The organism is Pseudoxanthomonas sp. J31 (assembly GCF_000510725.1).
GTDB lineage: Bacteria > Pseudomonadota > Gammaproteobacteria > Xanthomonadales > Xanthomonadaceae > Pseudoxanthomonas.
This window is the reverse complement of record NZ_AZNZ01000001.1, coordinates 509,347-522,640: the sequence shown is the minus strand read 5'-3', so window position 1 is coordinate 522,640 and position 13,294 is coordinate 509,347. Positions and strand designations below refer to the sequence as shown.

Genomic DNA, 13,294 nt, shown 5'->3' with positions numbered 1-13,294 from the left:
ACGACGGGATTGGTGATTCGTGATTGGTGATTCGAAGGAGCGGCCGCACCAGCGCCTGGATGCATGGCGCGATGCGATGGAACTTGCCGCCCTGGTGTACGCGTACTCGGCCGGCTTTCCCGCGGAGGATCGGTACGGCCTGACGGCGCAGATGCGCCGGGCCGCCGTGAGCGTGCCATCGAACATCGCCGAAGGCGCCGCCCGTCGCTATGCCCCTGAACTCGTACGTTTCCTGCTGATTGCGCGCGGCTCGCTGTCCGAACTGGATACGCAGCTGGCGCTGGCTCCGCGGCTCGGCCTCGCCGCCCCGGACCAGGACCTCCTGCAGCTGCTCGATCGCACCTTCGCGCGCCTCAACGCGCTGATCAGGTCGATCGACGACACCGCAGCCGCGCGCGACGAGCCGGCCTACTACGAATTACCAATGACGAATCACGAATCACGGGCCCAATCCCATGCTCGATAAAGTCGTAATCGCCAACCGCGGCGAAATCGCGTTGCGGATCCTGCGCGCCTGCCATGCGCTGGGCATTCGCACCGTCGCCGTGCACTCCACCGTGGACCGCAACCTCAAGCACGTGGCCATGGCCGACGAGTCGGTCTGCATCGGGCCGGCGCCGTCCACCGACAGCTACCTCAACATGGCCTCGATCATCGCCGCCGCCGAGGTGACCGATGCCCAGGCCATCCACCCCGGCTACGGCTTCCTGTCCGAGAACGCGGACTTCGCCGAGCGGGTGGAGCAGTCCGGCTTCATCTTCATCGGCCCCAAGCCCGACACCATCCGCCTGATGGGCGACAAGGTCGAGGCGATCCGGGCGATGAAGGCCGCCGGCGTGCCCTGCGTGCCCGGCTCCGGCGGCCCGCTGGGCGACGACATCGCCGCCAACGCCAGGATCGCCCGCGAGATCGGCTACCCGGTGATCATCAAGGCCGCCGGCGGCGGCGGCGGCCGCGGCATGCGCGTGGTCCACTCCGAGGCCGCGCTCAGGGCCGCGATCGAGACCACCAAGAGCGAAGCCAAGGCCGCCTTCGGCAATGGCGAGGTGTACATGGAGAAGTACCTGGAGAATCCGCGCCACGTGGAGATCCAGGTGCTGGCCGACGGCCAGGGCAACGCCATCCACCTCGGCGAGCGCGACTGCTCGATGCAGCGCCGCCACCAGAAGGTGGTCGAGGAGGCGCCGGCGCCGGGCATCACCGCCGAGCAGCGCGCGGAGATCGGCAAGGTCTGCGTCGAGGCCTGCATCCGCATCGGCTACCGCGGCGCCGGCACGTTCGAGTTCCTGTACGAGAACGGCCGCTTCTACTTCATCGAGATGAACACCCGCATCCAGGTCGAACACCCGGTCACCGAGATGGTCACCGGCATCGACCTGGTGGCCGAGCAGCTGCGCATCGCCGCCGGCCACAAGCTGCGCATCCGCCAGGAGGACGTGGTGCTCAACGGCCACGCCATCGAGTGCCGCATCAACGCCGAGGACCCGGAGACCTTCTTCCCCAGCCCCGGCCTGATCCAGCACTTCCACGCTCCGGGCGGCCCGGGCGTGCGCGTGGACACCCACATCTACGAGGGCTACCGCGTGCCGCCGAACTACGACTCGATGATCGGCAAGCTGATCGTGCACGGTCCGGACCGCGAGACCGCGATCTGCCGCATGCGCGTGGCCCTGAGCGAGATGGTGGTCGACGGCATCAAGACCAACATCCCGCTGCAGCAGCGGATCATGCGCGACAAGGGCTTCCAGGCCGGCGGCCAGAACATCCACTACCTGGAGAAGCGCCTGGCCGAGCGCAAGAACCAGTCGATCGCACTGGGGTGAGGACAACCCGCCTGCGCGGCGCCGCCTCGGGAACGCCCCGGCGCGCCGCGCCGGGCAGGTGGCACCTGGGGCCGGCCATGCCGGCCCTTTCCCTTTGCGGCCAGCGCAGGCCCCGCGTGAGACAATCGCGCCCCCACACCGCAACCGCCCACGCCCATGCCCTACCTTGAACTTAGCCTGCGCAGCACCGAGGCCGAGCAGCCGCGCTACGAGCGCGCGCTGGAGGACGTGGGCGCGCTGTCGGTGACCCTGCTGGACGCCGACGCCGACACTCCCAACGAGCGCGCCATCCTCGAACCCGGCGTGGGCGAGACCCCGGTGTGGAAGTCGCTGGTGCTGAGCGCGCTGTTCGACGCCGACGTCGACGCGCTGGCCCTGCTGGCCGCGCTGGAGGCGTTCGACCCGTCGCTGGACTGGAGCAGCGCCTCGTTCCGCAAGGTCGAGGACCAGGACTGGGAGCGGGTCTGGCTCGACCAGTTCCAGCCGATGCGCTTCGGCGCGCGCACCTGGATCGTGCCGTGGAACCACGAACTGCCGGCCGAGGCCACCGCGGCCGATGCCGCGGTGGTGCGCCTGGACCCGGGCCTGGCGTTCGGCTCGGGTACCCATCCGACCACCGCGCTGTGCCTGCGCTGGCTGGACCAGCTGGCCGGCGAAGGCCTGCTGCAGGACGCGCGCGTGCTCGACTTCGGCTGCGGCTCCGGGATCCTCGCCCTGGCCGCGCTGAAGCTCGGCGCCGCGCAGGCGGTGGGCGTGGACAACGACCCGCAGGCGCTGCAGGCCTCGCTCGACAACGCGCTGCGCAACGAGGTCGAAGGCCAGCTGGCGGTGTACCTGCCGCAGGACGAACCGGAAGCGACCTATCCGGTGGTGGTGGCCAACATCCTCGCCTCGGCGCTGGATGCGCTGGCCAACACCCTGGCCGCGCGCGTGGCCCCGGGCGGGCGCATCGCCCTGTCCGGCATCCTGGAGGGCCAGGAAGGCGAACTGCTGCAGCGCTACGCGGCCTGGTTCGACGAGCTGCAGGCCAGCGTCGACGGCGATTGGGTGCGGATCGACGGCGTGCGCCGCTAAGGCGCCTGCGCCGGCCGCGGGCGCATGGTTGAATAGCGGGCATGTTCACCGCCTGCCCGCACTGCGATTTCCTGGTCACCCACCTGTCGGGCCAGCCGCGGCCCGAGGCCTGCCCGCGCTGCGGCAAGCCGCTGGCGGCCGATCCCGGCGCATCGGCCGCCAGCGGTCCGGCCGTGGCAGGCGCGGCTGCACCGCCGGCGCTGGCCACCCTGCTGGATGACGAACCGACGCCGCCAGCGGCTATCGCGCCGGAAGCGGCATCCGCCGCAGCAGACCCTGCGCCCGGACCGGAGCCCATCCCGCAACCGCAGCCCGAGCCGCGGTCCACGCCGCAGCCGCCACCGGCCATCGCCGCGGATGCACCGTCCGTCGTCGCCCTGCATGCCACGCCGGCGCAGGCGTCCGCCGCACCACGCACCAACGCGGCGCGCCCGCGGCGCGCGCGCTGGCAGTGGCCGCTGGTGGTGCTGCTGGCCCTGCTGCTCGGCCTGCAGGTGCTGCTGGCCGACCGCGCGCGGCTGGCGGCCGATCCGCAATGGCGCCCGTTGCTGCTGCAGGCCTGCGGCGTGCTGCGCTGCAGCCTGCCGGACTGGCGCGAGCCGGGCGCATTCACCATGGTCGAGCGCAGCGTGCGCCCGGGCCAGGCGCCGGGCACCCTGCGCGTGGACGCCACCTTCCGCAACGATGCGCGCTGGGCCCAGCCCTGGCCGCTGCTGCAGCTGTCGCTGGCCGATGCCGACGGCCGCACCACCGGCAGCGGCGTGTTCGCGCCGGAGCAATACCTGGGCGAGGCGCCGGAAGGATTGCTCGCACCCGGGCAGAGCGCGCAGGTCACCTTCGTGGTGCAGGAGCCGGCGCCGGGCACGGTGGCGTTCTCCTTCAGGTTCCACTGATGGCCAATGGCAGCGGCCGGGCGGCCGCGCTAGACTCCCCAACCCGCTCGATGCACGCGCATCATCCAACGGAATCCCACGTGCAGCAGAACGCCCCTTCCCGCGCCGACGCCGGCCGCAGCGCCCCCCGCCCGCCCCTGCGCGAGCACGTGGCGCAGTCGGTGCGCCGCTACCTGCGCGACCTGGACGGGGTGGAAGCCAACGACGTCTACGAGATCGTCCTGCGCGAGATGGAGATCCCGCTGTTCGTCGAGGTGCTGAACCACTGCGACGGCAACCAGAGCCGCGCCGCGGCGCTGCTGGGGATCCACCGCGCCACCCTGCGCAAGAAGCTGAAGGACTACGGGCTGGTCTGAGCCCGCGGGCGGCCCCGGGGGCGGCGGCTATAATTCCGCCTCTTTCCCCGCACCCTGCTGCCCACCCATGACCGCCGATTTCCTGCCCGTGCGCCGGGCACTGCTGTCCGTTTCCGACAAGACCGGCCTGATCGACCTGGCCCGCGCCCTGGCCGCGCGTGGCGTCGAGCTGCTGTCCACCGGCGGCACCGCCCGCGCCATCCGCGAGGCCGGCCTGCCGGTCAGGGACGTGTCCGAGGTCACCGGCTTCCCGGAAATGATGGACGGCCGGGTCAAGACCCTGCACCCGGTGGTCCACGGCGGCCTGCTCGGCCGCGCGGGCCTGGATGATGCGGTGATGGCCGAGCACGGCATCGCCCCGATCGACCTGCTGGTGCTGAACCTGTATCCGTTCGAGCAGGTCACCGCCCGCGCCGACTGCACCCTGGCCGAGGCGGTGGAGAACATCGACATCGGCGGCCCGGCGATGCTGCGCAGCGCGGCCAAGAACTTCGCCCGGGTCGCGGTGGCCACCTCGCCGGAGCAGTACGCCGGCCTGCTGGCCGAGCTGGAGGCCAACGACGGCAAGCTCTCGGCCGCCACCCGCTTCGCCCTGTCGGTGGCCGCGTTCAACCGCGTGGCCCAGTACGACGCTGCGATCAGCAACTACCTGTCGGCCGTGACCGACGCCAGCGCCGAAGTGCCGGTGCGCGCGGCCTTCTCCGCCCAGGCCAACGGCAGCTTCGTCAAGGTCATGGACCTGCGCTACGGCGAGAACCCGCACCAGCAGGCCGCGTTCTACCGCGACCTGCACCCGGCGCCCGGCTCGCTGGCCACCTTCACCCAGCTGCAGGGCAAGGAGCTGAGCTACAACAACATCGCCGACAGCGACGCGGCCTGGGAATGCGTGCGCCAGTTCGACGCCCCGGCCTGCGTGATCGTCAAGCACGCCAACCCCTGCGGCGTGGCCGTGGCCGCCGGCGTGGGCGAGGCTTACGAGCAAGCCTACGCCACCGACCCGACCAGCGCCTTCGGCGGCATCATCGCCTTCAACCGCCCGCTGGACGCGGCCACCGCGCAGACCATCCTCGACCGCCAGTTCGTCGAGGTGCTGATCGCCCCGGACTACGACGAAGGCGCGCTGGAGTACGCGAAGAAGAAGGCCAACGTGCGCGTGCTGCGGATCCCGATGGCGCCGCCGTCGCCGGGCTTCATCGACCTCAAGCGCGTGGGCTCGGGCCTGCTGATGCAGACCGCCGACGACCGCGTGGTCACCCGCGACGAGCTGAAGGTGGTGACGAAGCTGGCCCCCACCGAACAGCAGTTCGCCGACCTGCTGTTTGCCTGGAAGGTGGCCAAGTTCGTCAAGTCCAACGCCATCGTCTACGCGAAGGACAACCGCACCATCGGCGTCGGCGCCGGGCAGATGAGCCGCGTCTACTCGGCGCGCATCGCCGGGATCAAGGCCGCCGACGCCGGGCTGGTGGTCGAGGGTTCGGTGATGGCCTCCGACGCGTTCTTCCCGTTCCGCGACGGCATCGACGCGGCGGCCGAGGCCGGCATCAAGGCGGTGATCCAGCCCGGCGGCTCGATGCGCGACGCCGAGGTGATCGCCGCGGCCGACGAGCACGGCATCGCCATGGTGTTCACCGGCGTGCGTCACTTCCGCCACTGAGCGCCGTCCGCCGGCGGGCATGGGCGCGGCCGCGTCCCCCGGGGCGCGGCCGCTGCGCGTTGCGCACCAACCGGCATCACCCGGCGTTCGCCGCCGCGCCGCTACCTTGCCCGGCACGCCGCCCGCCCATGGGCCGGCCATGCACAAGGAGGCTGCCATGTGGATCCGCGAGGAAGGCCCCGGCGACGCCGACGCCATCTGCACCGTGCTGCGCGCCGCCTTCGCCGGATTCCCGGGCGCGGGCCAACTGGAGGCCCGCACCGTGGACAGCCTGCGCCTGGACGACGCGCTGGCGGTCTCGCTACTGGCCGACATCGACGGCCGCGTGGCCGGCTACGTCGCCTTCTCCCCGGCACGGCCCTCGCGCGACGGCGACGCCTGGTACGTGCTGGGCCCGCTGGCGGTGGACCCGGCCGACCAGGGCCATGGCATCGGCAGCGCCCTGGTCCACGCCGGGCTGCTGGCGCTGCAGGAACGCCAGGCCAACGGCTGCGTGGTGCTGGGCGATCCGGCCTACTACGGCCGCTTCGGCTTCGTCGCCGATCCGCTGCTGACCCTGCCCGGGGCGCCGCAGGGCGCGTTCCAGGCCCTGCGCTTCACCGATGCCGCTTCGGCCGGCGAGGTGGTGTTGCATCCGGCCTTCGGCCACCACGAGAAGCCCTGAGCCAGTCGCGGTGGTTGCCGGCGAAAGCGCCGCGCGCGGCAGGCCGGACCCGGCGGGCAGGCTAGAATCGCGTTCCCTTTCCCGCGAATCCCTTCCCACATGAGCAAGGTCCTGGTCATCGGTTCGGGCGGGCGCGAGCATGCGCTGGCCTGGAAGCTCGCGCAGTCGCCGCGCGTCAGCGAAGTGATCGTCGCCCCCGGCAATGCCGGCACCGCCGCCGAGGCCAGGTGCCGCAACGCCGCGGTCAAGGCCACCGACCTCGAGGGCCTGCTGCAGCTTGCGCGCGGCGAAGGCGTGGCGGTGACCGTGGTCGGACCCGAGGTGCCGCTGGTGGCCGGCGTGGTCGACCGCTTCCGCGAAGCCGGGCTGCGCATCTTCGGCCCCACCTCCGCGGCCGCGCAGCTGGAAGGCAGCAAGGCCTTCGCCAAGGACTTCCTCGCCCGCCACGGCATCCCCACCGCGTTCTACGCGGTGCACACCCAGGTCGAGGCCGCCCTCGCGTACATCCGCCAGAAGGGTGCGCCGATCGTGGTCAAGGCCGACGGCCTGGCCGCCGGCAAGGGCGTGATCGTCGCCATGACCCTGGAGGAGGCCGAGGCCGCGGTGCGCGACATGCTTTCCGGCAATGCCTTCGGCGATGCCGGCGCACGCGTGGTGATCGAGGAATTCCTCGAGGGCGAGGAAGCCAGCTTCATCTCGATGGTGGACGGGAAGACGGCGCTGCCGATGGCCACCTCGCAGGACCACAAGCGCGTGGGCGATGGCGATACCGGCCCCAACACCGGCGGCATGGGCGCGTACTCGCCGGCGCCGGTGGTCACCCCCGACGTGCACGCGCGGATCATGCGCGAGGTGGTGGAGCCAACCGTGGCCGGCATGGCTGCCGACGGCATCCCGTTCACCGGCTTCCTCTACGCCGGGCTGATGATCGATGCCTCCGGCGCGCCGAAGGTGATCGAGTTCAACGTGCGCTTCGGCGACCCGGAAACCCAGCCGGTGATGCTGCGCCTGCAGTCGGACCTGCTGGACCTGGTCGAGGCGGCGATCGACGGCCGCCTGCACGAGGTCCAGGCGCAGTGGGATCCGCGGCCCTCGCTGGGCGTGGTGATCGCCGCGCGTCCGTATCCGGAGTCGCCTGTGACGGGCGAGGCCATCAGCGGTCTCGACGCGGTGCCCGCCGACGTCAAGGTGTTCCATGCCGGCACCGCACTGGATGCCGACGGCAAGGTCGTCAGCGCCGGCGGCCGCGTATTGTGCGTGACCGCGCTGGGCGACAGCGTGGCCGACGCCCAGCGCCGCGCCTATACCGGGGTGGACGCGATCCGCTGGGAACACGCCTTCTGCCGCCGCGACATCGGCTGGCGCGCGATCGCCCGCGAGCAGGGCAACTGAGCCATGGCCGGCCGGGTCGAGCCGTTCCGCGCGATCGCCATCAGCCAGCTGGCGCGTGCGCTGGAGGCCCAGGGCCGCTCCGTGGTGCACATGGAGTTCGGCCAGCCTTCCACGCCGGCGCCGGCCGCGGCACTGGCGGCGGTGCGCGAGGGGCTCGACCGCGATCCGCCCGGCTACTGGGAGAGCGTGCCGCTGCGGGCCCGCATCGCCCGCCACTACCGCGACGCCTACGGCGTGGAAGTGGATCCGGCGCAGGTCGTCCTCACCTGCGGCGCATCGCCGGCGCTGCTGCTGGCGATGCTGTCCCGCTTCGAGGCCGGCGACCGCATCGCCTTCGCCCGCCCCGGCTACATCGCCTACCGCAACACCGCCATCGCCGCGCGCCTGCAGCCGGTGGAGATCGGCTGCGGACCGGAAAGCCGCTACCAGCTCACCGCGGCGGCGATCGCCGCGCTGGATCCTGCACCGGCCGGCGTCATCCTCGCCAGTCCGGCCAATCCCACCGGCACCATCATCGAACCCGAAGAACTGCGCGCCATCGCGGACGTGTGCCGGCAGCGCGGCATCGTCCTGCTGTCGGACGAGATCTACCACGGCCTGCACTACACGCAGCCGGCGCACTCGATCCTGCAATACGCGCCGGACGCGATGGTGGTGAACAGCTATTCGAAGTACTACTCGATGGTGGACTGGCGCCTGGGCTGGCTGCTGGTGCCGCCGTCGCACGTGGACACCGCGCGTGCCTATGCCGGCAACCTGTTCCTGACCCCGCCCTCGCCCAGCCAGCAGGCCGCGCTGGTGGCGATGGACTGCACGGAGGAGCTGGAAGGCCATCGCGCCACCTACGCGCGCAACCGCCAGCTGCTGCTGGAGGCGCTGCCCGACCTGGGCCTGGAGCGCATCGCCCCGCCCGACGGCGCGTTCTACATCTGGGCCGACGTGGCCCACCTGGCCGACGACAGCCTCGGGCTGTGCCGGCGCATCCTTGAGGACACCGGCGTGGCCCTGGCCCCCGGCGTGGACTTCGACCCCGTCGATGGCCACCGCTTCATCCGCTTCAGCTTCGCCCCGGCCACGGTGCACGTGGAGGAGGCGCTGCGACGGCTGCGGCCGTGGTTCGCGGCGCAGCCGCGCATCCGCTGAGGGCTCAGCCGGGCGCGCCGCCCAGGTAGTCCAGCACCACCTGCAGCATCGCCTTCGCGCCATGCTCCAGCGCCGCCTCGTCCGGCGCGTAGTGCGACGAGTGGTTGATCGGCGCCTGCGCCGGATCCTGCCCGGCCGGCGTGGTGCCGACCAGGAAGAACGCGCCCGGCACCTCGTTGGCGAACTGCGAGAAGTCCTCGGCGATGGTCTGCAGCGGCATTTCCACCACGTTCTCCGCGCCGGCGGCGGCCTGCAGCGAGGCCAGCACGCGTCGCGCCAGCTGCGGATCGTTGATCGTGGCCGGCGCGTTGTTCACCACTTCGAGCTCCGCCGTGGCGCCGGCCGCATGTGCGTAATCGCTGGCGATGCGTCCGAAGCGCGCGATCACGTCCTCGCGCACGGCCGGGTCGAAGGTGCGCAAGGTACCGACCAGCTTCGCCTCGTCCGGGATGATGTTGAAGCGCACGCCGGCGTTGAACTGGCCCGCGGTCAGCACCACCGGCGTGCTGGCGATGTTCACCTGGCGCGCGATCATGCTCTGGGTGCCCAGCAGGATCTGCGCAGCCACCGTGATCGGATCGACGCCATCCCACGGCCGCGAACCATGGGTCTGGCGGCCACGCACCGTCAGGGCCCACTCGTCGGCGCTGGCCAGCAACGGCCCGCTGCGGAAGCCGACCTGGCCCACCTGCAGCGCGGACCACACGTGCAGGCCGAACACCGCCTCCGGGCGGAAGTCCTTCCACACGCCCTCGTCCAGCATCAGCCGCGCGCCGAACCGCGCACCGGGCTCGTCCGGGCCTTCCTCCGAGGGCTGGAACACGAACATCACCTCGCCGGCCAGTTCCTGCCGGCGTTCTGCCAGCGCGCGGGCCACGCCCAGCAGGATCGCCACGTGCAGGTCGTGGCCGCAGGCGTGCATCACGCCCACCGGCTGGCCGCGATAGGTCGAGCGCACGGTGGAGGCGAACGGCAGGCCGGTGGCCTCCTCCACGGGGAGCGCGTCCATGTCCGCGCGCAGGGCGATGCGCGGGCCGGGTTTGCCACCGCGCAGGACCGCGGCCACGCCGGTGCGGGCGATGCCGGTGCGCGGCTCCAGTCCCAGCGCGCGCAGCTCGCGGGCGATGGCGGCAGCGGTGCGGGTCTCGTGTCCGCCCAGCTCCGGATGGCGGTGGAAATCGCGCCGCCACTCCACCATCGCCGGGTACTGCGCCCTGGCCGCAGCGATGGCGCTGGTGGTGGCGGATTCGGCGGCGGACGCGGGCAGGGCCATGCCCAGCAGCGCGGCCAGCAGGCCTGGCAGGATCGACGGCTTCATCACTCGGCTCCGGCGCGGGGATGGCCGATGGTAGCCGGCTGCCGCACTAGACGTTGGCCTGCTCCGCCGGCAGCGAGGTCTCGATCGGGGCGGCGCCCGGGCCAGCGCCGGCGGCCGCGCCATGGCTGTCCACGCCGTACGATGTCATCGACAGCGAGCCGTAGGCGTAGCCCTCCACCAGCGGCCGCGCCGGATGCCCGGAAGCGGCGGCCAGGCCAGCGATGTACAGCAGCGGCAGGAAATGGTCCGGGGTGGGCACGGCCAGGCGGTAGTCGGGGTGGGATACCAGCGAGGGCGCGTCGTGCGGCCGTTCCAGCATCAGTTCGCGCGCGGCCTCCTCGAAGCGGCGGGTCCAGTCGAAGGCACCGTCGGGCTGGTGCCAGTCGATCGCGCGCAGGTTGTGCACCACGTTGCCGCTGCCGATCACCATCACCCCGCGCGAACGCAGCGCGGCCAGCTTGGCGCCAAGGGCCAGGTGCCATTCCGGCGGCCTGCGCGCGTCGATCGACAGCTGCACCACCGGCACGTCGGCCTGCGGGAACGCATGCACCAGCACCGACCAGGTGCCGTGGTCCAGGCCCCAGCCGTCCAGGTCGGCGCCGAGCTGGTCCGGCGCCACCGCGTCGGCCACCTCCTCCACCAGCTCCGGCAGGCCCGGCGCCGGGTACTGCACGTCGAACAACGCCTGCGGGAAGCCGTAGAAGTCGTGGATGGTGCGCGGCCTGGGCATGGCGGTTACCGCAGTGAAGTTGCCGTACCAGTGCGCCGACACCGCCAGGATCGCGCGCGGCCGCGGCGCGGTGGCGCCGAAGGCGCGCCAGGCCTCGGTGTAGCGGTTGCGCTCCAGCGCGTTCATCGGGCTGCCGTGGCCAAGGAAGGCGGCCGGCATCAGGGCATGGGCGTCCACGCAGGACTCCGGAAACGGGGGTACCGCGCCCACTGTAAGCCGGCGCGGCCGGCGCGGCACGCAAGGCAACGGTCGGGTGCGCCGTCCACGCCGCGCATGTCCACCGCGACCCGGCGCTCTGCTAGGCTCCGCGCCAGTCCCGCGGAGAGCCGCATGGCCGCCCACAGCCAGTTCGCGCTGCTGACCCAGCGCCGCTTCCTGCCCTACTTCATCGTGCAGGCGCTCGGCGCCTTCAACGACAACGTCTACCGCCAGGCCATCATCGGCCTGCTGTTCTTCCTCGGGGTCAGCGCCGAGGAGCGCTCGACCTACGCGGTCATCGCCCCGGCGATCTTCATCGCGCCCTACTTCCTGTTCTCGGCGATCGCCGGGCAGGTGGCGGAGAAGCTGGAGAAGCAGCGCCTGATCGTGGTCACCACCAGCATGGAGATCGCGATCATGTCGCTGGCGGCGGTGGGCTTCCTGCTGCAGTCCATGCCGCTGCTGCTGGTGGCGCTGTTCTGCACCGGCCTGCAGTCGACCCTGTTCGGCCCGGTGAAGTACTCGGTGCTGCCGGCCATCCTCAAGCCCGAGGAACTGACCGGCGGCAACGGCCTGGTCGAGATGGGCACTTCGATCTCGATCCTCGGCGGCATGATCACCGGCGGCCTGATCTTCCAGCTCGCCGGCGCGCACGGCCCGGAGGCAGCGGCCGCGGCGATCGTGGCGCTGGCCATCGCCGGCAATCTGGTGGCGCGCATGATCCCGCGGGTGGACGCCGGCGCGCCGGACCTGAAGATCGGCTGGAACCCGCTGCCTGAGTCGCTGGCGGTGCTGCGCATGGCGCGCGCCCAGCCGGCGGTGCGGAACGCCATCCTCGGCGTGTCCTGGTTCTGGTTCTTCGGCACCATCGTCACCTCGCAGCTGCCGGCCTACGCCGAACTCAACCTCGGCGGCGCCTCCGGCTCGGCCACGCTGTACATCTTCGTGCTGGCGCTGTTCTCGGTCGGCACCGGCACCGGCTCGCTGCTTTGCGAGAAGCTGTCGGCGCGCACCGTGGAGATCGGCCTGGTGCCGCTGGGCGCGGCCGGCATGAGCGCGTTCCTGCTGGACCTCTACTTCGCCCGCCCCGGCGCGCCGCCGGCCACCGGGCTGGACGTGGCCGGCTTCCTGGCCCAGCCCGGCAGCCTGCGCATCGTCGTCGACCTGCTGGGCATCGGCGTGTTTACCGGCTTCTTCGTGGTGCCGCTGTTCGCCCTGATCCAGAGCCGCACGCCGTCCTCGCGCATGTCGCGGGTGTTTGCCGCGCTGAACATCCAGAACTCCGGCTTCATCGTGCTGGCGGCGGTGGTCGGACTGGGCGCGGGCATGCTGGGCTGGAGCAGCCCGCAGCTGTTCCTGGCCCTGGCGATCGCCAACGTGCTGGTGGCGGCGTGGATCTTCGCCCTGGTGCCCGAGTTCCTGATGCGCTTCCTCGGCTGGGTGCTGGTGCGGGCGCTGTACCGGCTGCGCGTGCGCGGCGTGGAGGAGCACGTGCCCGACGAGGGCGCGGCGGTGCTGGTGTGCAACCACGTCAGCTACATGGACGCGCTGATCCTGGCGGCGAGCATCCCGCGCCCGGTGCGCTTCGTCATGTACTACCGGATCTTCGACATCCCGGTGATGAGCTGGATCTTCCGCACCGCCCGCGCCATCCCCATCGCCGGCGCGCGCGAGGACCCGGAGCGCATGCAGCGCGCGTTCGACGCGATCGACGCCGCGCTGGCCGAGGGCGAGCTGGTGTGCATCTTCCCCGAGGGCGCGCTGACCAAGGACGGCGGGATCGCGCCGTTCAGGTCCGGGGTGGAGCGGATCCTGGAACGCGCCGCCGCGGCCGGGCGCCCGGTGCCGGTGGTGCCGATGGCGCTGCGCGGCATGTGGGCCAGCATGTGGAGCCGGCGCGATTCGCGCCTGGGCCGCATGCGCGTGCCGCGCCGGCTGCGCGCGCGGGTAGAGGTGATCGCCGCCGCGCCGCTGCCCGGCCCGGTGTCGGCGCAGGCGCTGGAGGCACGCGTGCGCGAACTGCGCGGCGACGATGCATGAGCCACGCGC

Annotated in this window: 12 protein-coding genes; 10 read left to right on the top strand and 2 right to left on the bottom strand. The window is 72.0% G+C overall.

Annotation, left to right across the window (positions count from 1 at the left end; translation table 11 throughout):
• Window positions 1-19: 19 nt before the first annotated feature.
• The 9 genes from PSEJ31_RS0102430 (at window position 20) to PSEJ31_RS0102390 (ending at window position 8,999) form a co-directional block, all read left to right on the top strand.
• Complete coding sequence (locus PSEJ31_RS0102430) at window positions 20-466, top strand: four helix bundle protein (protein ID WP_026010559.1); 447 nt, start codon at window positions 20-22, stop codon at window positions 464-466.
• On the top strand, window positions 456-1,823 hold the full coding sequence (gene accC, locus PSEJ31_RS0102425) for an acetyl-CoA carboxylase biotin carboxylase subunit (RefSeq protein WP_019398817.1): 1,368 nt from the start codon (window positions 456-458) through the stop codon (window positions 1,821-1,823). Before PSEJ31_RS0102430 ends, accC begins: the two co-directional genes overlap by 11 nt.
• A gap of 156 nt (window positions 1,824-1,979) precedes the next feature.
• Window positions 1,980-2,897, top strand: a complete 918-nt coding sequence (gene prmA / locus PSEJ31_RS0102420; RefSeq protein WP_019398816.1) for a 50S ribosomal protein L11 methyltransferase — start codon at window positions 1,980-1,982, stop codon at window positions 2,895-2,897.
• A gap of 41 nt (window positions 2,898-2,938) precedes the next feature.
• A complete protein-coding gene (locus PSEJ31_RS16425) occupies window positions 2,939-3,790 on the top strand; it encodes a DUF3426 domain-containing protein (protein ID WP_084220782.1) in 852 nt (283 codons plus the stop codon).
• Window positions 3,791-3,870: 80 nt separating this feature from the next.
• On the top strand, window positions 3,871-4,146 hold the full coding sequence (fis, locus tag PSEJ31_RS0102410; RefSeq protein WP_028914542.1) for a DNA-binding transcriptional regulator Fis: 276 nt from the start codon (window positions 3,871-3,873) through the stop codon (window positions 4,144-4,146).
• A gap of 67 nt (window positions 4,147-4,213) precedes the next feature.
• Window positions 4,214-5,800: a bifunctional phosphoribosylaminoimidazolecarboxamide formyltransferase/IMP cyclohydrolase gene (gene purH / locus PSEJ31_RS0102405; protein ID WP_019398813.1), complete on the top strand. Its 1,587-nt coding sequence runs from the start codon at window positions 4,214-4,216 to the stop codon at window positions 5,798-5,800.
• 157 nt (window positions 5,801-5,957) lie between these two features.
• Window positions 5,958-6,464, top strand: a complete 507-nt coding sequence (locus PSEJ31_RS0102400; RefSeq protein ID WP_028914541.1) for an N-acetyltransferase — start codon at window positions 5,958-5,960, stop codon at window positions 6,462-6,464.
• A gap of 99 nt (window positions 6,465-6,563) precedes the next feature.
• On the top strand, window positions 6,564-7,856 hold the full coding sequence (gene purD, locus PSEJ31_RS0102395; RefSeq protein ID WP_028914540.1) for a phosphoribosylamine--glycine ligase: 1,293 nt from the start codon (window positions 6,564-6,566) through the stop codon (window positions 7,854-7,856).
• Between the two features lie 3 nt (window positions 7,857-7,859).
• On the top strand, window positions 7,860-8,999 hold the full coding sequence (locus tag PSEJ31_RS0102390) for an aminotransferase class I/II-fold pyridoxal phosphate-dependent enzyme (protein ID WP_028914539.1): 1,140 nt from the start codon (window positions 7,860-7,862) through the stop codon (window positions 8,997-8,999).
• Between the two features lie 4 nt (window positions 9,000-9,003).
• Here the strand turns inward: PSEJ31_RS0102390 and PSEJ31_RS0102385 are convergent, their stop codons facing one another.
• Entirely contained in the window at window positions 9,004-10,317 is a 1,314-nt protein-coding gene (locus PSEJ31_RS0102385) for a M20 family metallopeptidase (protein WP_028914538.1), read from the bottom strand.
• Window positions 10,318-10,363: 46 nt separating this feature from the next.
• Window positions 10,364-11,224: a 4,5-DOPA dioxygenase extradiol gene (gene ygiD / locus PSEJ31_RS0102380; protein ID WP_051403618.1), complete on the bottom strand. Its 861-nt coding sequence runs from the start codon at window positions 11,222-11,224 to the stop codon at window positions 10,364-10,366.
• Window positions 11,225-11,377: 153 nt separating this feature from the next.
• Here ygiD and PSEJ31_RS0102375 point away from each other — a divergent pair, with 153 nt between their 5' ends.
• The gene (locus tag PSEJ31_RS0102375; RefSeq protein WP_028914536.1) at window positions 11,378-13,285 is read left to right on the top strand and encodes an MFS transporter; all 1,908 of its coding nucleotides are present in this window, start codon (window positions 11,378-11,380) and stop codon (window positions 13,283-13,285) included.
• Window positions 13,286-13,294 lie beyond the last annotated feature (9 nt).